Source organism: Caballeronia temeraria (genome assembly GCF_001544795.2).
GTDB lineage: Bacteria > Pseudomonadota > Gammaproteobacteria > Burkholderiales > Burkholderiaceae > Caballeronia > Caballeronia temeraria.
Genome location: NZ_FCOI02000002.1, coordinates 1 through 24,612, shown reverse-complemented (window position 1 = coordinate 24,612; position 24,612 = coordinate 1). Strand labels below are relative to the sequence as shown.

General features: G+C 64.0%; 22 protein-coding genes and 2 riboswitches. Of the genes, 17 read left to right on the top strand and 5 right to left on the bottom strand.

Features of this window, described 5'->3' with window-relative positions:
- Positions 1-67 precede the first annotated feature (67 nt).
- From AWB76_RS02585 to AWB76_RS02555, 7 genes are all read left to right on the top strand, one after another.
- Positions 68-1,114 carry an oxidoreductase gene (locus AWB76_RS02585; protein WP_061158580.1) on the top strand — a complete coding sequence of 349 codons (1,047 nt, stop codon included), beginning with the start codon at positions 68-70 and terminating at the stop codon, positions 1,112-1,114.
- Between the two features lie 82 nt (positions 1,115-1,196).
- Positions 1,197-1,302: riboswitch (glycine riboswitch) on the top strand.
- 9 nt (positions 1,303-1,311) lie between these two features.
- Positions 1,312-1,444: riboswitch (glycine riboswitch) on the top strand.
- A 116-nt stretch (positions 1,445-1,560) separates the two neighbouring features.
- Positions 1,561-2,685 carry a glycine cleavage system aminomethyltransferase GcvT gene (gene gcvT, locus AWB76_RS02580; protein ID WP_061158579.1) on the top strand — a complete coding sequence of 375 codons (1,125 nt, stop codon included), beginning with the start codon at positions 1,561-1,563 and terminating at the stop codon, positions 2,683-2,685.
- 70 nt (positions 2,686-2,755) lie between these two features.
- Complete coding sequence (gene gcvH, locus AWB76_RS02575; RefSeq protein ID WP_061158578.1) at positions 2,756-3,136, top strand: glycine cleavage system protein GcvH; 381 nt, start codon at positions 2,756-2,758, stop codon at positions 3,134-3,136.
- A 60-nt stretch (positions 3,137-3,196) separates the two neighbouring features.
- Positions 3,197-6,127 carry an aminomethyl-transferring glycine dehydrogenase gene (gcvP, locus tag AWB76_RS02570; RefSeq protein ID WP_061158577.1) on the top strand — a complete coding sequence of 977 codons (2,931 nt, stop codon included), beginning with the start codon at positions 3,197-3,199 and terminating at the stop codon, positions 6,125-6,127.
- A gap of 124 nt (positions 6,128-6,251) precedes the next feature.
- Positions 6,252-7,352: an alginate lyase family protein gene (locus AWB76_RS02565; RefSeq protein ID WP_061158576.1), complete on the top strand. Its 1,101-nt coding sequence runs from the start codon at positions 6,252-6,254 to the stop codon at positions 7,350-7,352.
- Between the two features lie 20 nt (positions 7,353-7,372).
- Positions 7,373-8,761, top strand: coding sequence for an L-serine ammonia-lyase (locus AWB76_RS02560; protein ID WP_061158575.1), 1,389 nt, complete (start codon positions 7,373-7,375; stop codon positions 8,759-8,761).
- Between the two features lie 111 nt (positions 8,762-8,872).
- Positions 8,873-9,778, top strand: coding sequence for a DUF7946 domain-containing protein (locus AWB76_RS02555; RefSeq protein ID WP_061158574.1), 906 nt, complete (start codon positions 8,873-8,875; stop codon positions 9,776-9,778).
- Here the strand turns inward: AWB76_RS02555 and flhA are convergent, their stop codons facing one another.
- The 5 genes from flhA to flgA all read right to left on the bottom strand — a co-directional run bounded on the left by flhA (position 9,779) and on the right by flgA (position 15,597).
- Positions 9,779-11,884: a flagellar biosynthesis protein FlhA gene (gene flhA / locus AWB76_RS02550; RefSeq protein WP_061158573.1), complete on the bottom strand. Its 2,106-nt coding sequence runs from the start codon at positions 11,882-11,884 to the stop codon at positions 9,779-9,781.
- Positions 11,881-13,089 (bottom strand): flagellar biosynthesis protein FlhB, encoded by a 1,209-nt coding sequence (flhB, locus tag AWB76_RS02545; RefSeq protein WP_061158572.1) that lies wholly within the window; start codon positions 13,087-13,089, stop codon positions 11,881-11,883. The genes flhA and flhB overlap by 4 nt, the downstream gene beginning before the upstream one ends.
- 209 nt (positions 13,090-13,298) lie before the next feature.
- Positions 13,299-13,733 (bottom strand): flagellar protein FlgN, encoded by a 435-nt coding sequence (locus tag AWB76_RS02540; RefSeq protein WP_061158571.1) that lies wholly within the window; start codon positions 13,731-13,733, stop codon positions 13,299-13,301.
- Between the two features lie 82 nt (positions 13,734-13,815).
- Positions 13,816-14,148: a flagellar biosynthesis anti-sigma factor FlgM gene (gene flgM, locus AWB76_RS02535; RefSeq protein WP_061158980.1), complete on the bottom strand. Its 333-nt coding sequence runs from the start codon at positions 14,146-14,148 to the stop codon at positions 13,816-13,818.
- Positions 14,149-14,328: 180 nt separating this feature from the next.
- Positions 14,329-15,597, bottom strand: a complete 1,269-nt coding sequence (gene flgA / locus AWB76_RS02530) for a flagellar basal body P-ring formation chaperone FlgA (protein ID WP_061158570.1) — start codon at positions 15,595-15,597, stop codon at positions 14,329-14,331.
- 235 nt (positions 15,598-15,832) lie between these two features.
- Between flgA and flgB the strand changes: the two genes are divergently transcribed.
- The 10 genes from flgB (at position 15,833) to AWB76_RS02480 (ending at position 24,475) form a co-directional block, all read left to right on the top strand.
- The gene (flgB, locus tag AWB76_RS02525) at positions 15,833-16,312 is read left to right on the top strand and encodes a flagellar basal body rod protein FlgB (RefSeq protein ID WP_061158569.1); all 480 of its coding nucleotides are present in this window, start codon (positions 15,833-15,835) and stop codon (positions 16,310-16,312) included.
- Between the two features lie 17 nt (positions 16,313-16,329).
- The gene (gene flgC / locus AWB76_RS02520) at positions 16,330-16,755 is read left to right on the top strand and encodes a flagellar basal body rod protein FlgC (RefSeq protein WP_061158568.1); all 426 of its coding nucleotides are present in this window, start codon (positions 16,330-16,332) and stop codon (positions 16,753-16,755) included.
- A gap of 24 nt (positions 16,756-16,779) precedes the next feature.
- Positions 16,780-17,490, top strand: a complete 711-nt coding sequence (locus AWB76_RS02515; RefSeq protein ID WP_061158567.1) for a flagellar hook assembly protein FlgD — start codon at positions 16,780-16,782, stop codon at positions 17,488-17,490.
- A 43-nt stretch (positions 17,491-17,533) separates the two neighbouring features.
- Positions 17,534-18,781: a flagellar hook protein FlgE gene (gene flgE, locus AWB76_RS02510; RefSeq protein ID WP_061158566.1), complete on the top strand. Its 1,248-nt coding sequence runs from the start codon at positions 17,534-17,536 to the stop codon at positions 18,779-18,781.
- Positions 18,782-18,830: 49 nt separating this feature from the next.
- Positions 18,831-19,583, top strand: coding sequence for a flagellar basal-body rod protein FlgF (gene flgF / locus AWB76_RS02505; RefSeq protein ID WP_061158565.1), 753 nt, complete (start codon positions 18,831-18,833; stop codon positions 19,581-19,583).
- Positions 19,584-19,629: 46 nt separating this feature from the next.
- The gene (gene flgG, locus AWB76_RS02500) at positions 19,630-20,418 is read left to right on the top strand and encodes a flagellar basal-body rod protein FlgG (protein ID WP_061158564.1); all 789 of its coding nucleotides are present in this window, start codon (positions 19,630-19,632) and stop codon (positions 20,416-20,418) included.
- Positions 20,419-20,494: 76 nt separating this feature from the next.
- The gene (locus AWB76_RS02495) at positions 20,495-21,202 is read left to right on the top strand and encodes a flagellar basal body L-ring protein FlgH (protein ID WP_061158563.1); all 708 of its coding nucleotides are present in this window, start codon (positions 20,495-20,497) and stop codon (positions 21,200-21,202) included.
- 2 nt (positions 21,203-21,204) lie between these two features.
- On the top strand, positions 21,205-22,332 hold the full coding sequence (locus tag AWB76_RS02490) for a flagellar basal body P-ring protein FlgI (RefSeq protein WP_061158562.1): 1,128 nt from the start codon (positions 21,205-21,207) through the stop codon (positions 22,330-22,332).
- A 16-nt stretch (positions 22,333-22,348) separates the two neighbouring features.
- Positions 22,349-23,407 carry a flagellar assembly peptidoglycan hydrolase FlgJ gene (gene flgJ / locus AWB76_RS02485; protein ID WP_061158561.1) on the top strand — a complete coding sequence of 353 codons (1,059 nt, stop codon included), beginning with the start codon at positions 22,349-22,351 and terminating at the stop codon, positions 23,405-23,407.
- Positions 23,408-23,722: 315 nt separating this feature from the next.
- Positions 23,723-24,475 carry a flagellar brake protein gene (locus AWB76_RS02480; protein WP_061158979.1) on the top strand — a complete coding sequence of 251 codons (753 nt, stop codon included), beginning with the start codon at positions 23,723-23,725 and terminating at the stop codon, positions 24,473-24,475.
- Positions 24,476-24,612 lie beyond the last annotated feature (137 nt).

Sequence of the window (24,612 nt, the reverse complement as noted above, 5' to 3'; positions counted from 1 at the left end):
GCGCTGCGGTTCCGGCCCTGGTTCGTGCCAAAATATCCGGTCAACTCCACGACAGGACGATGCCCGCATGGACACAGCACTGAAAGTCGGCGTAATGGGCTATGGCCTCGCCGGCGCAACTTTTCACGCGCCCGTCATCGAGCACTGCGGACGCGCCGAAGTGACGGCCATCGCCACGTCGCAGGCCGAGCGCGCGCTGGCCGATTATCCGCACGCGCAGATCGTCGCGGATTTCGACGCGCTGCTCGCCGTCGACGGGCTGCAATGCGTCGTCGTCGCGACACCGAACGACACGCACTTCGATCTCGCGCAGCGCGCGCTGTCGGCGGGCAAGCACGTGGTCGTCGACAAACCGGTGACGCTTTCCGCGCGCGACGCCCGCACGCTCGCCGATCTCGCGCAGCAGAAAGGGCTCGTGTTCGCGCCGTTCCACAATCGCCGCTGGGACGGCGACTTCATGACGGTGCGCGCGCTCATCGAAAGCGGGCGGCTCGGGCGCATCACGCATTACGAATCGCATTTCGACCGTTTCCGCCCGAAAGTGCCGCAGCGCTGGCGCGAGGAAGCGGAGCGCGGCGGCGGCTTGCTGTTCGATCTGGGGCCGCATCTGATCGATCAGGCGCTGACGCTTTTCGGCGCGCCGCAGACGGTGACGGCGTTCGTGAAGGCGCATCGGGATCACGCGCACGCGCCCGATTACGTGCATCTCGTGCTCGGTTACGACGACAAGGAAGTGATCCTGCACGCGAGCGCGCTCGCGGCGCTGGAGCCGCCGCGTTTCGCGATCCACGGCACGCGCGGCAGTTATGTGAAGAACGGGCTGGATACGCAGGAAGATCAATTGCGTTCGGGCATGCGGCCGGGCAATCCGGAGTTCGCGAAGAATCCGCCGGGCGTGCTGCGCGAAGTCGACGGCGATCACGATCTGCGTCACGAATTCGCCACGAAGGACGGCGCGTATGTCGAGTTTTATCGTGCGCTGGCGGCATCGATTCTGGATGGCAAGCCGTTTCCGGTTTCGCCGCAAGATGCGGTCGATACGATGACGATCATCGAACTGGCGATGCAGAGCGAGAAGGAAGGGCGGCGGGTGGCGTTTGCGCGGATCGGCTGAACACGGTTCAGCGTTCGCGCGCGGTGTCCATCGGACGCGCCCGAATCAGTTTGACAACCCCAATCCGGTCGCGTAAATTCTGCCGCACGCGTCGGGAGAGCGCGTGGCCGTTCGTCGCAACGAAAAAGGCCGCGCCGCCGAAGGGGCACACCCGCAAACTCTCAGGCAAAAGGACCGGCCGCGTCGAGGAACGAATTTCCTCGCACTCTGGAGAGCGGCAGCGGCTTCATTTATGAAGCCAGTTGCCCACCGAAGGGGCGCGCGATGAACCGCGGCACGACCGTGCACGGTTCGCGCAATCTCTCAGGTACCGAGGACAGAGGGGTCACGCATCGCAACCGCTCGGCGGCATGCGCCTTGCGCGCTGCTTCGGCAGCACGAAAGGCGCATCCTGCAAGCGAATAGTGCGCTGCGTGGCCTTTTTTGTTTCGCGAACCGAGGCCCCGATGACTTCTCTTCAACAAACGCCCTTGCATGCCGCTCACCTCGCGCTCAACGCGCGCATGGTCGATTTCGGCGGCTGGGACATGCCCGTCAACTACGGTTCGCAGATCGACGAGCATCGCGCGGTGCGCACCGACGCCGGCATGTTCGACGTCTCCCACATGCGCGTCGTCGATTTCGAGGGCGACGCCGTCCGCGATTTCTTCAAATACGCGATCGCCAATAACGTCGACAAGCTGACGACGCCCGGGAAGGCGCTCTACTCGTGCCTGCTCAACGGCAACGGCGGCGTCATCGACGACCTGATCGTCTACTACTTCTCCGAAACGAACTTTCGCGTCGTCGTGAATGCGGGAACGGCGGAGAAGGACATCGCCTGGTTCGGGCAATTGAATGCCGAAGGCGAATTCAACCTTTCCATCACGCCGCGCCGCGATCTCGCGATCGTCGCCGTGCAAGGTCCGAACGCACGCGAAAAAACCTGGCAAGTGCTGCCCGATACGCGCGCGCAGACCCAGGACATCAAGCCGTTCAACGCAGTCGTTTTCCCGAACACGAAATTCGGCGAGCTGATGCTCGCGCGCACCGGCTACACCGGCGAGGACGGTTTCGAGATCGTCGTTCCGGCGACGCACGTCGAAGCGCTGTGGAACGCCTTGCGCGACGCGGGCGTGAAGCCCGCCGGCCTCGGCGCGCGCGACACGCTGCGTCTCGAAGCCGGCATGAATCTCTACGGCCAGGACATGGGCGAGAACGTCTCGCCGCTCGACGCCGGCCTCGCGTGGACGGTCGATCTCAAAACGGAGCGCGATTTCGTCGGCCGCAGCGCGCTCGAAGCGCACGGCTCGAAGGCGAACTTCGCCGGACTCGTGCTCATCAAGGAAAACGGCAAGGCGGGCGGCGTGCTGCGCGCGCATCAGAAAGTCGTGACGGAGCACGGTGAAGGCGAGATCACGAGCGGCACGTTTTCGCCGTCGATGCAGGAGTCGATCGCGTTCGCGCGCGTGCCCACGGGCGTTGCCGTCGGGGACACGGTGCAGGTCGTCATCCGCGACAAGCAACTTCCGGCGCGCGTGGTAAAACTTCCGTTCGTGCGCAACGGCAAGGTTTTGGTCGAACTTTCCTAAGGCCGTCAAGCCGTCGCGCCCGTTTCCTCTGATCAAGAATCTCTAGAAAGAACCACGCAAGGAGCATCCAATGAGCATCCCGGCCGATCTGAAATACACCGAATCGCACGAATGGGTCCGCACCGAATCCGATGGCACCCTGACCGTGGGCATCACGGATCACGCGCAGGAAGCGCTCGGCGACATCGTCTTCGTCGAGCTGCCCGACGCGGGCAAGACCGTCGCGGCGGGCGATGCGATCGCCGTCATTGAATCGGTGAAGGCCGCATCCGATATCTACGCACCGGTCTCGGGCGAAATCGTCGCGTCGAACGACGCGCTGACGTCGTCGCCCGATCAGGTCAACGGCGCGCCGTACGAAAGCTGGCTCTTCAAGATCAAGCCGGCCGGCGACGCCAGTCTGGACAAGCTGCTCGACGCCGAAGGCTACGGCAAGTCGATCGGCGAATAACTTTTCTCACCGGCAAAGCGGTTCGTGGACGAGCCGCTTTCGCCGTCAGATGGAATTCACATGAAGCTCGAACACCCGGATCGCCTGATGAGCCGCACCTCCCTGTCACTCGCCGCGCTCGAATGCCACGACGCATTCGCCGAGCGGCACATCGGCCCCGATGAAGCAGATCAGCGCGCCATGCTCGACGCGCTCGGTTTCGCGTCGCGCGCGGCCTTCATCGACGCGGTGATTCCTGAATCGATCCGCCGCAAGGAAACGCTGCCGCTCGGCGCGTTCACGCAGCCGAAGAGCGAGGCGGAAGCGCTCGCGTCGCTGCGCAAGCTGGCGGACGAGAATCTGGTGTTCCGGACTTACATCGGCCAGGGTTACTACGGCACGCACACGCCGGCCGTGATCCTGCGCAACGTGCTGGAAAATCCGGCGTGGTACACGGCGTACACGCCGTATCAGCCCGAAATTTCGCAAGGGCGCCTCGAAGCGCTGCTCAATTTCCAGCAGATGGTCATGGACCTGACGGGCCTCGCGATGGCCAACGCCTCGCTGCTCGACGAAGCCACCGCCGCCGCCGAAGCGATGACGCTGTTGCAACGCGTCGGCAAGCCGAAATCGAACGTCTTCTACGTGGCGGACGACGCGCTGCCGCAGACCATCGAAGTCGTGAAGACGCGCGCGAAGCCGGCGGGCATCGACGTGAAGGTCGGACCCGCAGCCGACGCCGCGAGCGCGAACGCGTTCGGCGTGCTGCTGCAATATCCGGGCGCGAACGGCGATGTGCGCGACTACCGCGCGCTCGCCGAAGCGATCCACGCGGCGGGCGGCCATGTCGTCGCGGCGGCGGATCTGCTCGCGCTCACGCTCATCACGCCGCCGGGCGAATGGGGCGCGGATGTCGCGATCGGCAATACGCAGCGTTTCGGCGTGCCGGTCGGTTTCGGCGGCCCGCACGCGGCGTACATGGCCGTGCGCGACGAATTCAAGCGCCAGATGCCGGGGCGTCTCGTCGGCGTGACCGTCGATGCCCAAGGCAATCACGCGCTGCGTCTCGCGCTGCAAACGCGCGAGCAACATATCCGTCGGGAGAAGGCGACGTCGAATGTCTGCACGGCGCAGGCGCTGCTCGCGATCATGGCGAGCATGTACGCCGTCTATCATGGCCCGCGCGGTCTCAAGACCATCGCGCTGCGCGTGAATCGCGTGGCATCGATCTTCGCGGCGGGCGTGAAGCAGCTCGGATATGCCGTCGCCAATGACACGTTCTTCGATACGGTGACGGTCGACAGCGGCGCGAACACGACCGCGCTGCATCAGGCCGCTTACGCCGCGCGCATCAATCTGCGCCGCGTGAGCGCAAGCCAAGTGGGCGTTTCGCTCGATGAAACCACCACGCGCGACGATCTCCTCAAGCTCTTCGCGCTGTTCGCGGAAGTCGCGGGCAAGACCGAAACGTTCGATATCGACGCGCTCGATCAGGCCGCAACGGATTCGCTGCCGCAGGCGCTGCATCGCACGAGCGAGTATCTGACGCATCCGGTTTTCAATCGCCATCATTCCGAGCACGAAATGCTGCGCTATCTGCGCAGTCTCGCGGATAAAGACCTCGCGCTCGATCGCACGATGATCCCGCTCGGCTCCTGCACGATGAAGCTCAACGCGACCTCCGAAATGCTGCCGGTCACGTGGCCCGAATTCGCGCAGATTCATCCGTTCGCGCCCAACGAGCAGACGGTCGGCTATCGCACGATGATCGATCAGCTCGAACAGATGCTCGTCGCGTGCACGGGTTACGCGGCCGTGTCGCTGCAGCCGAATGCCGGCTCGCAAGGCGAATACGCGGGCTTGCTGATCATTCACGCGTATCACGAATCGCGCGGCGAAGGGCATCGCAACGTGTGTCTGATTCCGGCGTCCGCGCACGGCACGAATCCGGCGTCGGCGCAGATGGCGGGCATGCAGGTCGTCGTCGTCGCGTGCGATCAGAACGGCAACGTCGATATCGACGATCTGAAGGCGAAGGCCGAGAAGCATTCGGCGAATCTCGCGGCGATCATGATCACGTATCCGTCGACGCACGGCGTGTTCGAGCGCAACGTCCGCGAAATCTGCGAGATCGTGCACGCGCACGGCGGTCAGGTGTATGTCGACGGCGCGAACATGAACGCGATGGTCGGTCTCTGCGCCCCCGGCCAGTTCGGCGGCGACGTGTCGCACCTGAATCTGCACAAGACGTTCTGCATTCCGCACGGCGGCGGCGGACCGGGCGTCGGTCCGGTCGCGGTCGGCGCGCATCTGGCGAAGTTCCTGCCGAATCAGGCGTCGACCGGTTACAAGCGCGATGACGCGGGCATCGGCGCGGTGTCGTCGGCGCCGTACGGCTCGGCCGCGATCCTGCCGATCTCGTGGATGTATATCGCGATGATGGGCGCGCAAGGCCTCACCGCCGCCACGGAAAGCGCGATTCTCGCGGCGAACTATGTCGCGAAGCGTCTCGCGCCGCACTATCCGGTGCTGTACAGCGGCCCGGGCGGACTCGTCGCGCACGAGTGCATTCTCGATGTGCGTCCGATCAAGGAATCGAGCGGCATTTCGGTGGAAGACGTCGCGAAGCGCCTGATCGACTACGGCTTTCACGCACCGACGATGAGCTTCCCGGTTCCCGGCACGCTGATGGTCGAGCCGACGGAATCGGAATCGAAGGAAGAACTCGACCGCTTCATCGACGCGATGATCGCGATCCGCGAGGAAATCCGCGCGGTGGAAGAAGGCCGCGCCGATCGCGAGGACAACGTGCTCAAGCACGCGCCGCATACGGCGGCGGTCGTGACATCGGATGACTGGGCGCACGCGTACACGCGCGAGGCGGCGGCGTATCCGCTGAAGTCGCTCGTCGCGCGCAAGTACTGGTCGCCGGTCGGACGCGCGGACAACGCGTATGGCGACCGCAATCTGATGTGCTCGTGCGTGCCGGTATCGGAATACGCGGACGAGTAAGGCGTCGAGCAGGAACCTGAGAGAGCGCCGCCCGAAAGCGTAAAGCTTCGTCGGGCGGTTTTGCGGCGCGTTCCAGAACAGCTAACATCTCACCCCGGACCAAAAGCCAAAACAGGGAGTTCACATGGCGCTCAAGGTGCGAGAGGTGAAAGGGACGAGACGCGCGTGCGCGGCACTGGCGATGCTCGGCGTCATGTCGATCGCATCGTCCGCGCATGCCGCGATGAATTTCTGCGCCGCGCCCGCGATGCAGACGAGCGAGCGCACCAATGCCGATCCCGGCGTGAAGGCGCTCGTGAAGATGGTGCAATCGCACGTGAACGATCAGCCGAAGCCGCGCGCGAAGCTGCACACCGAAGGCACGCTGCCGCACGAGGGCATTTATGACGAGAGCGTCGAAGCGGAGAAAGACCTCGGCCTGATGCGCGATGCCGCGCTGGCCTGGCGCGCGACCGGCGACGAGCGTTATCTGCGGCTCGTCGACCGCTTCCTGCTCGCGTGGACGACCACGTATCAGCCGAGCTTCAATCCGATCGACGAAACGAACTTCGAATCACTGATTCTCGCGTACGACCTCACGGCGAGCGCCTTGCCGGTCAAGACGCGCAACGCGGCGAATGCGTTCATCACGAAGATGGTGACCGGTTACGTCGCGGATATGGACAAGCAGCCGCGGCCGCTCACGGGCAATTATCGGAACAACTGGCAGAGCCATCGCGTGAAGCTGGTGGCGATGGGCGCGTTCACCATCGACGACCGCAAGCTCATCAACGCGGCGCAGCGGCTGTTCGTGGAGCATATTGGCGATAACATCGCGCCGGATGGATCGACGGTCGATTTCGCCGAACGCGATGCGCTGCACTACGTCACCTACGATCTGCAACCGCTCGTGACGGCGGCGCTCGCCGCGCGGCGGCATAACCGCAACTGGCTGCCGGAACGCGCGCAGTCGGGCGCGACGCTCGCCGAGGCGCTCAACTGGCTCACGCCGTACGCGCTCGGCACGAAGACGCACGATGAATTCGTGAAGTCGTCCGTGCCTTTCGACGCCAAGCGGCGCGAAGCCGGATTGCCGGGCTTTTCGGGTCAGTGGGACCCGAAAAACGCGGCGGAACTCTTTCATCTGGCGGCTCGGCTGGACGGCCGCTACGCGCCGGTCGCGCTGCGGCTCGCACCGACGCCGCCCGCGTGGCTCGCGGTGTGTCTGCCGCTGCCGGCGCGCTAATCTCAAAAGGCAGGGACATCATGGCAGTCAGCGTATTCGACCTCTTCAAGATCGGCATCGGCCCTTCGAGCTCGCACACCGTCGGACCGATGCGCGCGGCGTTGATGTTCGCGCAAGGGCTCGAGCGCGACGGACTGCTGGAATCCACGGCATCGGTGAAATGCGAGCTGTACGGATCGCTCGGCGCGACGGGCAAAGGCCACGGCACGGATCGCGGCGTGATGCTCGGCCTGATGGGCGACGCACCCGATACCGTCGATGCATCGAGCATCGTGCCTCGGCTGGAACAGGTGCGGACGTCGAAAACGCTCGCGTTGCTCGGCGTGCACAAGATTCCGTTCACGATCAAGGAGAACATCGCGTTCTACCGGCAGGCGCTGCCCGAGCATCCGAACGGCATGAAGCTCCATGCTTTCGATGCGAACGGCACGTTGCTGCGCGAGTCGACGTATCTGTCGGTCGGTGGCGGCTTCGTGGTGACGGCGGGCGCGGCGAACACGGCGGTGCTGACCGCGCACGAGCAGTTGCCGTATCCGTTCCAGACCGGCGACGAGCTGATGAAGATGTGCGCGGAATCGGGCAAGTCGATCGCGCAGCTGATGTGGGACAACGAGCGCGTCTGGCACAGCGAGGAGGACATTCGCACCGGCCTGCTGCGCATCTGGGACGTGATGCAGGATTGCGTCGCGCGTGGCTGCGGCATCGGCAATCCGGACGCGGAAGGGCATTTGCCCGGGCCGTTTCAGGTGAAACGTCGCGCGCCGCAGTTGTACAAGGCGCTGGCGGGCAAGCCGGAGCAGGCGCTGCGCGATCCTTTGTCGATGATCGACTGGATCAATCTCTACGCGATCGCCGTGAACGAGGAGAACGCGATCGGCGGACGCGTGGTCACGGCGCCGACGAACGGCGCGGCGGGCATCATTCCGGCGGTGCTGCATTACTACGACCGCTTCGTGCCGGGCTCGAACACGCAGGGCGTGATCGATTTTCTGCTGACGGCGGCGGCGATCGGCATTCTGTACAAGATGAACGCGTCGATTTCCGGTGCGGAAGTCGGATGTCAGGGCGAAGTCGGCGTTGCCTGTTCGATGGCGGCGGGCGCGTTGGCCGCGGTGCTCGGCGGCACGCCGGCGCAGGTCGAGAACGCTGCGGAAATCGGCATGGAGCACAACCTCGGGCTGACGTGCGATCCGGTCGGCGGGATGGTGCAGATTCCGTGCATCGAGCGCAACGCGATGGGTTCGGTGAAAGCCGTCAACGCGGCGCGCATGGCGATGCGCGGGGATGGATCACATTATGTTTCGCTCGATTCGGTCATCAAGACCATGCGAGAAACCGGCGCGGATATGAAGACCAAGTACAAGGAAACGTCGCGCGGCGGGTTGGCGGTGAATATTGTGGAGTGTTGAGGCCGCGGCTTGCGTCGGATCGATGTCCGGCGCAAGTCGTCCGTTCGGGAGATGTGCGGCGTCAGATGCATTGCTTAGGATGACGAGATTATTCGTCGAAGATCACAAACAATGTCTGAAGTCATCGAAGTCACGGCGTGGCACTGCCTCTCCACCATCAGCGTGCGATACGAAGGCAAGGAAGCCGCATCGCATGAGATTGATCTGAATCAGCTAGGACAGTCCATTCAGGGCTTAGCACGCATCTTCGCGTTGTGCTCCAATGTCTTGCTCACGGGTGAACTCAACACACGTCTCGAGACGCTCGATGTCCGCGTGGTGTGCGCTCCCGTCGTGGAACATCGTTGCTTCGAAGTCCTGGCAATGGTGAAAAGCGTGGCGACTAGCAAGGAACTGTGGTCCGGTGCGTTTGGGGCTGCGCTTGCTGTCGTTGTTCAATATGTATTGTCTCGGCGCGAGCAGGATCAAATGAAATACGTCAACGAGGGATTGAAGCATTTTCACGACGCGCTCCAATTGGCGCTGCGCAACAATCAGGCGAGTACTGAAAGTGTCATGAACGTGACCGGGAAGCTCGTGTCTCTTATCGAGAAGCTAACCGACGTCCTTCGTCCCGACGTACGCCACGCGCTTAGCCCAATCGACCGCTCGTGCAGTCGCATCGATCTCTACACCGAAGGGCACCGGCTCATGACCTTAAGCGCCGATCACAAGCATGCGTTCGCAGGGCCAGACGCCATCAAATCCGAGACGCCCGTGCCGTATGTCGGCGTCATTTCGGAGTTCGACATGGCAACTGGCGCGTGCAAGATTACGCTGGACGGAGAGGTCTCGCGCATCCCGGCAATCGTGATCGATTCGGCTTTCAATCGACCGAATAACCGGTACGTGCGAGCGATGGCATCGGCCGACTCGATCCGCTTTCTGGCTGAAGCTGACCTCGACTCCGGCGGCAACCCCGTCAGGCTCTATATTTCGTCTTCATCGGAGCATGATTCGGAGCGTGCCGCGCAGTAATCAAGCCCCAATCAAATTCACCACCTTCACATTCCGCGTATCCGGCACTTCCGCATACGAGATCACCTTCAACTGCGGCAAGCTCCTCCGCAGAAACCTGGCCAGCATCGCACGCAGCGAATGCTGAACCAGCAACACCGGCGGCAAGCCGAGATTCTGCTGGCGCATGATCGCGTTTTGCGTCGAGTTCATCAGCGTCTGCGCGAGCCCCGGCTCCAACCCCGGATTCGGCCCCGTCGACAAAGCCTGCGACAACACGCGCTCCAGCTTCGGATCGAGGCCCATCACCTGTAGATCGTCGTTACCCGGATACCACTGCTGCGTGATCGCGCGACCCAGCGCGAGGCGCACCGCCGCCGTGAGATCGTGCGCATCGGAGACGCGCGGCGCGTGTTCCTGCAACGCGTCGAGAATCGTGCGCATATCGCGGATCGGCACACTTTCGTCGAGCAGATTCTGCAGCACCTTCTGCAGCGTCGTGAGCGACAGCACCTTCGGCACGAGATCGTCCGTGAGCGACGGCGTGTCCTTGCCAATGCGCTCCAGCAGCGCCTGCACTTCCTGACGGCCGAGCAACTCGGCCGCGTGCGTGACGACGAGATGATTCAGATGCGTCGCGACAACCGTGCTGGCATCGACGACTGTGTAGCCGTACACCTGAGCCTGCTCGCGCAGGTTCGTGTCGATCCACACCGCCGGAAGACCGAACGCCGGGTCCTGCGTCTGCGTGCCGGGCAGCGCCGCCGACACCTGTCCCGGATTGATCGCGAGCCACTGGCCGGGGAACGCTTCGCCGACGCCCACTTCCACGCCCTTCAACGCAATCCGGTACCCATTCGGCCGCAGCTCGAGATTGTCGCGAATATGGATGACCGGCGGCAAAAAGCCGATTTCCTGTGCGAACTTCTTGCGAATGCCCTTGATGCGCTTGAGCAACTCACCATCGCTGTTGCGATCGACGAGCGGAATCAGCCGATAACCCACTTCCAGCCCGAGCGGATCGATCAGCGACACATCCTCCCAGCTCGCCTCCGCATTCTCCGCGGAAGCGGCCGCGGCGCTCGCCTGGAGCGGCGTGACATCGGTGACGGCGCTCTTCTTCTTCGCTTCGGCGCGCTTGTTCATCGAACGTGCGGCGTAGATCAGGCCGCCGCCGAGCAGAATGAACGCGAAGTGCGGCATGCCCGGAATCAGACCCATCACGCCGATGATCACGCCCGTGATCATCAGCACGCGCGGGTTCTGGAACAACTGGCCGGTCAGCTGCGTGCCGATGTCCTCCTCGGTCGCGACGCGCGACACGATCACACCGGCCGCCGTCGAGATGATGAGCGACGGAATCTGCGCGACGAGGCCATCGCCGATCGTCAGCAGCGTGTAGTTGGTCGCCGCGTGCCCGAAGTCCATGTCGTGCTGAAGCATGCCGACGATCAGCCCGCCCACCACGTTGATCACCATGATCAGCAAGCCGGCGATCGCGTCGCCGCGCACGAACTTCGACGCACCGTCCATCGAACCGTAGAACTCGGCTTCCTGCGCCACGCTCTGGCGGCGCTTCTTCGCGGTTTCTTCGTTGATGAGGCCGGCGTTCAGATCGGCGTCGATGGCCATCTGCTTGCCGGGCATCGCGTCGAGCGTGAAGCGCGCGCCGACTTCCGCGATACGGCCCGCGCCCTTCGTGATCACCATGAAGTTGATGATCATCAGGATCACGAACACGACGATACCGACCGCGAAGTTCCCGCCGACGAGAAAGTGCCCGAACGATTCGATCACCTGACCCGCCGCATCCGGACCGGTATGGCCTTCGAGCAGCACGATACGCGTCGACGCGACGTTCAGCGAAAGGCGCAGCAGCGTCGAGAACAGCAGCACGCTCGGGAAGGCCGCGAAATCGAGCGGCTTTTGCGTGTACATGCTGACGAGCAGCACCATCACCGACAGCGCGATGTTGAAGGTGAACAGCAAGTCCAGCAGAAACGACGGCAAGGGCAGAATCATCATGCCCAGGATCATGCAGATCAGGATCGGGCCGGCGAGGGCTCGAAGGTTCTGCGTGCCGAGCGCGTCGGGTCGTTTGGCGAAAAATCCAGCGCGCGCGTTCATGCTGCGGCTCCCTTGTCAGTGTTGTCGCCAGCGAGCGCCTCTGCGGCTTCCTCGTCGGCGTCGGCGTCGGAAACGCCGCCTTTGTCCAGTTCCTTCGGCACGTCGAGATCGGACGGCTCGTCCGGCTTCTCGCCGCCATCTTCCTTGTAGCGCTTGAGCTGGTAGACCCACGCCAGCACCTGCGCGACCGCGCCGTAGAGCGCGCCCGGAATCTCGCGGTTGATCTCGACGTTGTGATACAGCGCACGCGCGAGCGGCGGCGCTTCGAGCAGCGGCACGTTGTGCTCGCGGCCCATTTCGCGGATGCGCGCCGCGACCAGATTCACGCCCTTCGCGACGACCTTCGGCGCGCGCATCTCGCCGTCGGTGTATTTCAGCGCGACGGCGAAGTGCGTCGGGTTCGTGACGATCACATCGGCGGTCGGAATCGCCTGCATCATCCGGCGACGGGCCGCCGCGCGCTGCTGCTGGCGGATCTTGCCCTTGATGTGCGGATCGCCTTCGCTTTCCTTGTGCTCGCGCTTCACTTCTTCCTTGCTCATGCGCAGCTTCTTCGCGTGCGAGAAAAGCTGGTACGGCACGTCGACGGCCGCGACGAGAAACAGTCCGCCGATCGCCATGCCGCAGCACACGAAAATCAGGTGCATCGCATCGGCGAGCGCCAGATTGACCGGCTTCGTCAGCAGGCCGAGCACTTCGGCTTTGCGGCTCCAGATCGCCGAGCCCGCCATGCCGCCGACGACGATCGTCTTCAGCACCGACATGCCGAGCTGCACCGGCCCTTGCATCGAGAAAATCTTGCCGAGGCCGCTGATCGGATTCAGACGGCCGAAGTTCGGCGCAAGCGGCTTGGTCGTGATGAGCCAGCCGCCGAGCGCCATCGGCGCGGCCAGCGCGGCGAACGCCGTCATCAGCAGCACGGGCAGCACCGCGAACAGCCCTTCCTTGCTCGCGTTCGCCGCGCCGATCATCATCTGGCGCGTGTCGAGCACGGCCGCGTGATCGAAGGTGAACGCGCCGCGCAGAATCGACTGCAAATGCTGGCTGATCGAACCGGATAAACCCCACACGCCGAAAAATCCCGCCGCGAGCAGCGCGAAAGACGCGAGCTCCCGCGAACGCGCAACCTGGCCTTCCTCCCGCGCCTTTTCCAGGCGCTTGGGAGTGGCTGATTCGGTTTTTTCGAGATCGCTTTCTTCTGCCACCGGGCCTTACTCCGTTGCTTCCATCGTTTCCGGATACGAGCGGCACGAGGCCGCTTTTTGATGAAAGCGATTATTGCGGATGGCGTCGAGCGGCCATCGGCGGATAAAGCCGGGGAAAAGGGGGTTATTCGGTCGATGAAAGCGCGGGAAACAAAAGCGGCGCGCGCCTCGCAGGAAGCGCGCGCCGTTCGAGAGGCGAAAACTGGCGGTCAGGCGCCCGGCAGGCGGCCGTCCGGACCGTAAAAGCCGCTCTTCGACGGAGCGACCTGCAACGCGGCGAGCGTTTTGCGGTTGTAGTCCATGCGGGTGCGGATCAGCACGCCGTTGTTGTTGTTGCCCTGCTTCGCGCGACGGGCGGCGGCAGTGAGCAGCGCCCATTGTTCGGCGATGGCCGCGTCACCCACGGCGGCGGCCTCCATGCCGACGAAGCCGCCCGGAAAACCGAGCGCGTTCAACTGTTCGTCGCGCGCTTTTTCGAGTTCGGCGATGCGCTCGGTGAGCGCCGTCTTGTGTTCGATGATCGTGGGCAGCGCCGGCAGCGGCTGCGCGGCGATCAGCGCTTTTTCCTCATCGACGAGGAGGGATTCGAAGGCCTGAACAGCGGCGACTTCTTCGGTGACGGTGGCAAGCAGGGCGTCTCTCATTGCTTCGCTCGGATAGCGGTTTGAAAAGCCGCCGGTTTCGCGAACGCTCGCCGTCACGCGCTCGTCGCGCGCCTCGTCAGCGTCAGCCGCCGGTCGGCGGGGTTCTCGTTTGCAGCAGATCGCGGGCGGTGCTCAGCATGCCGTCGGCGATCTTGCTCGTGTCCATCTTCAGGCTGCCGTCGCGGATCGCGGCCTTGATCGATTCGACTTTCGCCGTATCGATGTCCGAGCCGTTCGATGCGCGCAGGTCGCTCGACAGCGACGACAGGCTCACCGTCGAGTTCTGCGACGCGCTCGCGCCCGTCTGCGGTTGTTGCACGGCGCCCGCGGCACCTTTTGCGTCGTTTTGCGACGCGCGTTGCAGGTTGTCCTGAAGGCTTGCCAGAGTGGTGTTGCTATTCGATTCGATCTTCACGATGTCCATTCCCGAACGTGTTGAGTCCTTTAACGGCGACGGGTGTTGAAAACTTTACCCTCGCTGCAGACCGCAAACTGCCGTTCGTCGTGCATATATCGCTCAGAGCCTTATCTGACGGGCATCCGGCGCATTTGCAACAAAATGAAACAAGTGTGGGGGACCGAACAAAACCTGTTTTTACAGGGCCACTTCCACCGTCTGACTGTCCTTCACGATGCCGGTGATGATCTGACCGCCGGCAGTTTTGACGCGTACTTGCTGGCCGGGCGACGCGTTGCTCATCGCGGTGCCGTCGGCGGAAATCGAAAAGCCGGAGCCGCCCGCGACCACATGCACGTTCTGGCCGATCGACACCGAGCTCGCCGCGCGCAGCATGTCGGTGCGCAGCGGCAGGCCTGCGGGCACACGCGAGAGCGCGACCGCGCCCACGGCCTGAGCCGGATCGGTGACGATGGCCTGCGGCATCGCGGTGAGATCGCCGTCGCGGGCGACGAGATCGGCGTTGCTCAGCACTTCGCCCGGCGCGATCGCGCGCGCGGCGGTGTAGTACGTCGCGTTGATCGACACGCGCGCCTGCACGTAAAGCGTCCACGGACGCTCGCCGACACAGCGCACGCCCACGGTCAGACGGCCCCAGAGACGCGCGCCGGTCGGCATGAACGGGTCGAGCGCGGAGCAGGCGGCGAGGCCGCGCGGAAAAACCGGCGTCACGGTGATCTCGACCTTGCCCGGCAAACCGGCGGCCTGCTGCTGGAGAAAGGCGAGCGTGACGGCCCGGATCGATTCGCCGTCCTGCATCGTCGCGGGCGCGGCCGGCGCGGCTGCAATAGCGGCCGATGGATTGAAGCTCACGCGGCGCATCGGCGATGCGGCGGCGACGGGCGTCGCGGGACTCGCCGCGACGGGCTTTGCATTCGTGTTGCGGGCGACGGCATCGTCGTGTGTCACGACGACGGGCATCACATCGCGCGAAGCGGACGCGACCGGCGCTTTCTGAAGCGCAGGCGCAGGCGCTGCAACCGCACGCGCAGGTTTCGCCTCGCCCGGTCCGGGAATGACGATCATGCCGCTCGCGTCGTTCATGGAGTCGTCGGCGGCGTCGGCGCGGGCGTCGAGTTCGAGCGCGGCGTTGCGCATCGCGGCATCGGCGGCTCGCGTCGCGGCGCGATAACCGCTCGGGCCGGGCCGCGACGTTTCAGGCGCGGGCGCCGCCGCAACGGGCGTCGTGGCGCGCGCGGTCAGCTTTTGCGCCATGTCGGCAGCGGCGGCCGGATTGGTTTCGGCGTTGCCCGGAATGACGATCGGACCGTCGCTCTGCTGCGCCTGCGCGCCCGCCGCGACGCTCATCAAGAGAGACACGCCGGCGAAACCGCGCAGCGTGCGGCGCGCGAACGTCGCTGCGGCGCGAGCCGTAGGGTTCGATGCACGTTTCGCGGACCTGCTCATCAACTTTCTCCTGCCTGATTCGATCGGGCCGCACACGAGGCGGCGACTGCCTTCGATTGCGGCGGGAATGAGACCCGCAATCGGCTACGAAACGAATTCTAGATATCGGCGGGATAACGCAAGCGTCGAATAGAGGCCCCGTTTCCCGGTTATTCGTCGGATTAGTTATTGCGCGCCGCTCCTAAGATGCGTGTCATGCAAAAAGGCCTCGGCACCGCCGACAGGAGAAACCGCCATGCTGGACAAACTCGACAAGGAATTCGCATTTGGCCGTGAGGCGCTCGACGTGCGCGCTTACCGGCAGGAATTGCTGTCGTCGAATATCGCCAACGCCGACACGCCCGGCTACAAGGCGCGCGACGTCGATTTCTCGAGCGCGCTCGCGGGCGCGCTCAAGCACGGCGGCGGCGCTTCGAACGGCTCGACGCTGAAGATGGCGCAACCCGTCAGCGTGAGTTCGAGCGGCGGCCTGGCGACGACGGCCAAGGGCCACATGAGCGGCACGTCGACGCTGTCCGCGTCGGGCGGTTCGAGCGACGACTACGGCAAGCTCGCCTATCGCGTGCCGAGCCAGCCTTCGCTCGACGGCAACACGGTCGACCTCGACGCGGAACGCGTGCAGTTCGCGGACAACGCGCTGCATTTCGAGGCCGGCATGACGGTGCTGTCGTCGCAGATCAAATCGATGTTGTCGGCGATTACGTCGAATAGTTGAGCGCAGCAGGAGAACACATGCCCTCTTTGATGAACATCTTCAACGTCGCCGGCTCGGCGATGTCCGCCCAGGCGCAGCGCCTGAACGTCACCGCGTCGAATCTCGCGAACGCGGACAGCACGACCGGCCCGGACGGCCAGCCGTACAAGGCCAAGCAGGTCGTGTTCGCGGTCGATCCGCTCGGCGGCGCGCGGACCGCGTCGGGCCAGCAGGTCGGCGGCGTGCAGGTGACCGGCGTGGTCGACGACCCGACCCCGATGAAAACCAGCTACGACCCGAGCAACCCGGCGGCGAACGCGGACGGCTATGTGACGCTGCCCAACGTCGATCCGGTGCAGGAAATGGTCAACATGATTTCCGCGTCGCGTTCCTATCAGGCGAACGTCGAAACGCTCAACACCGCCAAGCAATTGATGCTCAAGACCCTGACCATCGGAACCTGATAGAGACACCTCAAGGAACACAACGTGACGACCAGCACAACCATCGGCAGCAACGGCACCACGGTGTCGCAGACGCTGCTCGACACCATGAACGGCGCTTCGTCGGCGTCGTCCAGCTCGACGAGCTCGACCTCGGGCTCCGATCTGCAGAACACCTTCCTCACGCTGCTCGTGACGCAGCTGAAGAATCAGGATCCGACCAATCCCGCCGACAGCTCGCAGATGACCTCGCAGCTCGCGCAGATCAACACGGTGACGGGCATCGGCCAGTTGAACACGTCGCTGTCGTCACTCGCAACGCAGCTTTCCGCCGGCCAGCAGACGCAGGCCGCGCTGCTCATCGGCTCGAACGTGCTCGCGGCGGGCAACAACGTGACGGTGTCGAAGGGCGCGTCGTCGGGCTTCGGCGTGCAGCTCGCCAACGATGTGAGCGATCTGCAGATCGTCGTGAAGAATTCGTCGGGCCAGATCGTCAACACGCTCGACCTCGGCGCGCAAGGCGCGGGCGTCGTGCCGGTGACGGGCTGGACGCCGGTCGATTCGAAGGGCGCCACGCTCGCCGACGGCTCCTACACGATCACCGCGCAAGGCACGATCAACGGCCAGCAGGCCACCGCGACGACGCTCGCGGCTTCGCAAGTGCAGAGCGTCGTGCAGATGTCCGGCGGCGCGCCGGGCCTCAAGCTCTCGAACGGCTCCACGGTTGCGCTGTCGGGCGTCGCGTCGATTCTTTAATTCGATCCATCAGGACGGGCGCGGGCTCGTCGCGGAGAAACACATGAGTTATCAACAAGCACTGAGCGGTCTGGGCGCCGCATCGAGCGACCTCGACGTCATCGGCAACAACATCGCGAACGCGAACACCGTCGGCTTCAAGCAGGGCTCCGCGCAGTTCGCCGACATGTACGCGAGCTCGATGGCCACGGCCGTCAGCAATCAGATCGGCATCGGCACGCAGCTCGCGGAAGTGCAGCAGCAGTTCTCGCAAGGCACGATCACGTCGACCAATCAGGCGCTCGACGTCGCGATCAACGGCAACGGTTTCTATCAGTTGTCGAACAACGGCTCGAGCGTGTACTCGCGCAACGGCGTGTTCCATCTCGACAACCAGGGGCGCATCGTCAACGCGGCCGGTCTGCAACTGATGGGCTACGCCGCGAACTCGAACGGCGTGATCAACAGCGCGAGCACCGTGCCGTTGACCGTGCCGACGTCGAACGTCGCGCCGATCGCGACCAAGAACATCACGGCCGCGTTCAACCTGAACTCGCAGGACACCGCGCCGACCGGCAACTTCGATCCGACCGACTCGACCACCTTCAATCACTCGACTTCCGTCGACGTGTACGACTCGCTCGGCGGCACGCAGAAGGTGTCCGTGTACTTCGCGAAGGACACGACCTCGAACTCGTGGAAGGCGTACGCGACCTACGGCGACCCGGCCAGCTCGCCGATTTCGCTCGGCAACATGCAGTTCAATTCGTCCGGCACGTTGAGCGGCACCACCGACACGAGCGGCGCGGCGACGGCCGACGTGGGCAAGTTCACGTTCTCGATTCCGAACGGCGCGGACGGCGGCGCGACGCAGCAGTCGCTCACGATCAACCTCAACGGCACCACGCAGTACGGCGCGAAAGACGGCGTGACGAACATCGTGCAGGACGGCAACAGCACGGGCGAACTGACGGGCTTCACGGTCGGCACCGACGGCACGCTGACGGGCAACTACTCGAACGGCGCAACGAAAGCGCTCGGGCAAATTGCCATCGCCAACTTCAACAACCAGAACGGTTTGCAGAATCTCGGCGGCAACGTGTACGCGCAGACCGCCGCGTCGGGCGCACCGCAGGTCGGCGTGCCGGGCTCGACCAACCACGGCACGCTGCAGGGCGGCGCGGTGGAAAACTCCAACGTCGACCTGACGAGCGAGCTCGTGAATCTGATCACCGCGCAGCGCAACTATCAGGCGAACGCGCAGACGATCAAGACGCAGCAGACCGTCGATCAGACGCTGATCAATCTGTAAGCGTCGTTTGCACGCGAACTTGACGCATTAGGGAAGAAGGAAGCGATTCATGGACCGTCTGATCTACACCGCGATGACCGGCGCAAGCCAGGCGCTCGAGCAGCAGGCCGTCGTGGCGAACAACCTCGCGAACACGTCGACCACGGGTTTCAAGGCGCAGCTCGCGGCGTTCCGCCAGGTGCCGATGTCGTTCGAGGACCAGTCCGCCGATGGCACGACGCGCACTTTCGTGCTCTCGTCGACGCCGAATGCGGACTACTCGGCGGGGCCGATCCAGCAGACCGGCAATCCGCTCGACGTCGCCGTGCAGGGCCAGGGCTGGTTGTCCGTGCAGGCGGCGGACGGCAGCGAGGCGTACACGCGCGCCGGCAATCTGCACGTGGATCAGAACGGTCAGCTCGTCACGGCGAACAATCTGCCGGTGCTCGGCAACAGCGGCCCGCTGTCGATTCCGCCGGGCGCGGAAGTCACGGTCGGCAAGGACGGCACGATCTCCGCGCTGATTCCGGGCGACCCGCCGACGGCGATCGCGGTCGTGGATCAGCTGAAGCTCGTGAATCCCGATCCGGCGTCGCTCACGCGCGGCGACGACGGGCTCTTTCGAACCGCGACGGGCGATCCCGCCGATGCGGACCCGAACGTGGTCGTGACCGGCGGCGCGCTCGAAGGCAGCAACGTGAACCCGGTCTCCGCGATGGTCTCGATGATCACCAACGCCCGGCAATTCCAGATGCAGACGAAGCTGATGGAATCGGCCGACCAGAACGAACAGTCGGCCAACAAGCTGCTCAACTTCTCTTAAGCGGCAAACAAGCTGCACACGCCAGCTAGACAGGATACGAAACAAGATGAATCGCTCTCTCTACATCGCCGCGACCGGCATGAACGCGCAGCAGGCGCAGATGGACACCATCTCGAACAACCTCGCCAACGTGAGCACGAACGGCTTCAAGGGTTCGCGCGCGGTGTTCGAGGATCTGCTGTATCAGACGACGCGCCAGCCGGGCGCGAATTCGACGCAGCAAACCGAGCTCGCGTCGGGCGTGCAGCTCGGCACCGGCGTGCAGCAGGTCGCAACGGAGCGCCTCTACACGCAGGGCAACCTGCAACAGACCGGCAACTCGAAGGATGTCGCGATCAACGGCCAGGGCTTCTTCCAGGTGACGATGCCCGACGGCTCGACCGCCTACACGCGCGACGGCTCGTTCCAGACCAACTCGCAGGGCCAGCTCGTCACGTCGAGCGGCTATCAGCTGAATCCGGCGATCACGATTCCGCAGAACGCGACCGGGATCACCATCGGCTCGGACGGCACGGTGTCGGTGACGACCGCGAACAGCACGACGAGCACCACCGTCGGCCAGGTCACGCTCGCGACCTTCATCAACCCGGCCGGTCTCGATGCGCGCGGCGAAAACCTGTTCTCCGAAACGAGCAGCTCGGGCGCGCCGAACGTGTCGCAGCCGGGATTGAACGGCGCGGGCTCGTTGCAGCAGGGCTACGTGGAAGCGTCGAACGTGAACGTGGTGCAGGAACTGGTCAACATGATCCAGACCCAGCGCGCGTACGAAATCAACAGCAAGGCCGTGACCACGTCCGACCAGATGTTGCAAACGCTGTCGCAGATGCAGGTTTAACCCCTCTATTCGACGGATGGGATTCGCGATGACGGCGTCACACTAACGCTAATTTCGCTTCAAAAGAGTTATCACGATGTCGTCACTTCACATCATCGCGCGGGCTTCGATCCGTGCTCTGCGCTTCGCTTCGGTTGCCGCGCTCGGCGCAACGGTCGCCGCATGCGGCCTCGTGCCGAAAGAGCCGATCATCCAGCAGCCGATGACCGCGCGTCCGCCGCAGCCGCCCGTCGGCACGCGCTCGCCCGGCGCGATCTACAACGCGGGCTACGCGGGCAGGCCGCTGTTCGAAGACCAGCGTCCGCGCAACGTGGGCGACATCCTGACCATCGTGATCTCGGAAAACGTCAACGCGACGAAGTCGTCGGCGGCGAACACCAATCGCGGCGGCAATGCGTCGTTCGCGGTCCCGACGACGCCCGGCATCTTCGGCGGTCTCTTCAACAACACGAATCTCTCGGCGACCGGCGCGAACAAGTTCACCGCCGCGGGCGGCGCGAGCGCGGCGAACACGTTCAGCGGCACGCTGACCGTGACCGTCACGGACGTCCTGCCCAACGGCAACCTGCAGGTGAGCGGCGAGAAGCAGATGCTCATCAACCAGGGCAACGAATTCGTGCGCTTCTCGGGCGTCGTCAACCCGACGACCATCTCGGGCAGCAACACCGTCTTTTCCACGCAAGTCGCCGACGCGAAGATCGAATACTCGGCGAAGGGTTATATCGACGAAGCTGAAAACATGGGCTGGCTCCAACGCTTCTTCCTCAACGTCGCGCCGTTCTGATCATGAATCCGTTTCTCCGTTTCGTTTCGTTCTCGCTCGCAGCGGCGCTCGTCGCCATCGGTTCGGTGCATCAGGCGCACGCCGAACGCCTGAAAGACCTCGTTTCGTTTCAGGGCGTGCGTGACAATCCGCTGATCGGCTACGGTCTCGTGGTCGGTCTCGACGGCACCGGCGACCAGACGATGCAGACGCCGTTCACGACGCAATCGCTCACCAACATGCTCGGCAATCTCGGCATCACGGTGAATTCGGCGACGTCGTCGAACATGCAGTTGAAGAACGTGGCCGCCGTGATGGTGACGGCCACGCTGCCGCCGTTTTCGCGTCCCGGCGAAGCGATCGACGTGACGGTTTCGTCGCTCGGCAACGCAAAGAGTTTGCGCGGCGGCACGCTGCTGATGTCGCCGCTGAAGGGCGCCGACGGTCAGGTGTACGCGATGGCGCAGGGCAATCTCGTCGTCGGCGGCGCGGGCGCGAGCGCGAACGGCAGCAAGGTGCAGGTGAACCAGCTCGCGGTCGGGCGCATCACGGCGGGCGCGATCGTCGAGCGCGCGGTGCCTTCGGCGTTGCAGCAGCAGGGCGGCGTCATGCAGATGGAACTGCGCGACATGGATTTCGACACGACGCAGCGCATCGTCGCGGCGGTGAACAACCAGTTCGGCATGGGCACGGCGCTCGCGCTCGATGGCCGCACCATTCAACTGCGCGCGCCGCAGGACCCGGGCGAGCAGGTTTCGTTCATGGCGCAGTTGCAGAACATCGACGTGCGTCCGGCGCAGGCCGCCGCGAAGGTGATTCTGAACGCGCGCACGGGTTCCATCGTCATGAATCAGATGGTGACGCTGCAGAACTGCGCTGTGGCTCACGGCAATCTGTCGGTCGTCATCAACACGAAGACGGCGGTGAGCCAGCCGGGCGCGTTCTCGAACGGCCAGACGGTCGCGGCGAAGGAATCGTCGATTCAGCTGAAGCAGGACAGCGGCGCGCTCAAGATGCTCTCGGCGGGCGCGAATCTCGCGGATGTCGTGAAGGCGCTCAACGCGCTCGGCGCGACGCCGGCGGATCTCATCTCGATCCTTCAGTCGATGAAGGCCGCGGGCGCGCTGCGCGCAGACCTCGAAATCATCTAAAAACGAATAAGAACCTATGAACTCGAACACGAACGGCATCGCCAGCGCCGCGCTGGCATCGACCGATACGAGCGGCGGATTCTCGAATCTCTCGAACCGTTTCGCGCTCGACACGCAGGGCTTCGACGCCTTGCGCGCGCAGGCCGGCGCGAACCCGCAGCAAGGCCTCAAGGAAGCGGCCAAACAGTTCGACGCCGTCTTCACGCAAATGATGCTGAAGAGCATGCGCGACGCGACGCCTTCGGACAGCCCGTTCGATTCGAACGACTCGAAAACCTTCACGTCGATGCTCGATCAGCAGTTGTCGCAGCAGATGTCGTCGAAGGGCATCGGCGTGGCGGACATGATGCTGAAGCAGCTCATGCGCAATTCGGGCGCGCAGACGGGCGCCGACGGAAAGGGCGGCGTCACGGGCACGATGAACGCGATGCAGGCGCTCGGCGGCATGTCGGGCGGCGCGGGCGGCGGCGATCTCGACGCGAACGCGGGCAATCTCGCCGCGATGAACGCAATGGCCAAGGCTTACGCGGCGGCGCAGGGCAACAAGAGCAGCGCGGCGCTCGCGGGCAAGGGCTACACGGCGGCGGATTCGCTGGAGCCGCCGGCACGCGGCAACGGCTCGGACAAGGTCAACGCGTTCGTCGACAGACTCGCCGTGCCGGCGCAGGCCGCGAGCGCGGCGACGGGCATTCCGGCGCGCTTCATCATCGGACAGGCGGCGCTCGAATCGGGCTGGGGCAAGCGCGAGATCAAGCAAGCCGACGGCACGACGAGCCACAACATCTTCGGCGTGAAGGCGACGAAGGACTGGGCCGGCAAGACGGTGAATTCGGTCACGACGGAATACATCAACGGGCGGCCGCAGAAAGTCGTCGAGAAATTCCGCGCGTACGATTCGTACGAAGACGCGCTCACGGATTACGCGAGCGTCATCAAGAACAATCCGCGATACGCGCCGGTGATTCAGGCTTCGCGCGACGTCGCGGGCTTCGCGCACGGCATGCAGAAAGCGGGTTACGCGACCGATCCGCAGTACGCGAAGAAGCTCATCTCGATCATGCGTCAGATCGTCTGACGCTCGTCTGGCGCCGGCGCGCGGGCCACGCCGCGCATTCCCCCGATGTTTGCGGCCGCCTTCTTGCTGTGAAGGGCCTCGTGCGCGCATTTCGGGCGCCGAATGCGCGCTGGCCCGGACTTCTCTCTGAGGCAAACGTTTTACGTTCGTTGGGACGGCGCACCACATACATTTTTCGCCGTGCGACCCTAAACTTTTAAAGTGGTATGCCGCTAACCTGAATATTCGAGAGGCCGGACCGATTCGGTTCGGATCTTCGCGCGATGTTCGGGGGAATCAGGGCAGCGCGCGAGCACAATGAACACGGCTAGCACCATGAACACCAATCAAAAACATGACTTTGCCGACGAGGACATCGCGCCGATCGTGGATTTCGGCCGGCGGAATCCGTTGGAAATCGGCGTGGCGCTGCGCAATCTCGCCAATCGCGGCGACTTTCTGACGGCGCAATACGGCGACGGGCAGATCGTGACGCGATTGCTCGACGTCGATGTGACGTCGCATCGCTTCACGTTCGACTGGGGCGGCCTCGAGACGCAGAACCGTGGCGTGCTTGCGTCGCAGAAGCTGATTTTCAATGCGGCGCCGGATGGCGTGCGCGTCGAGTTCACGACGCCGGGCCCGCGCGAGACGATGTTCGACGGACGCCCGGCGTTCGAAGTCGATTTTCCGCCGGTGCTGTATTACATGCAGCGGCGCGAGTATTTCCGCGTCGAGGCGCCGGTGCTCGATCCTTACATTTGCACGGGCACGCTTCCGGATGGGGAGCGATTCCGCTTCGAGGTGCACGACCTGTCGCTGGGCGGCGTGGCGTTGCGCACGACGGATGAGCGCGTGGCGGATCTGGAGATGGGCATCGTGCTGGAAGATGCCGAGCTGCATTTCAGCGCGAATGGACGGGTTACGCTGGATATGAAGCTGGTTTCGCATCGCGAGTCGACGACGGCGAAAGGGGATCGGCGATATACCATCGGGTTCAAGTTTGTTTCCATGCCGGGGTCGGCTGAGAATACCCTTCAGCGGTTGATTACTCAGCTTGAGATGAAGAGGCGGTCTTTGGTTAAGTAGGGTTTTTTTGTTTTTGCTTTTTGTTGTTGTTTTTGTTGTTGGATCCCGTTTTGCTTTTGGGCCTCTTTTGAATTCTCAGTGGGTGGTTTGGCGGGTCGAGGGCGGGCGTAAGCCCGGCGCAGCGAACCCTTGAGGCG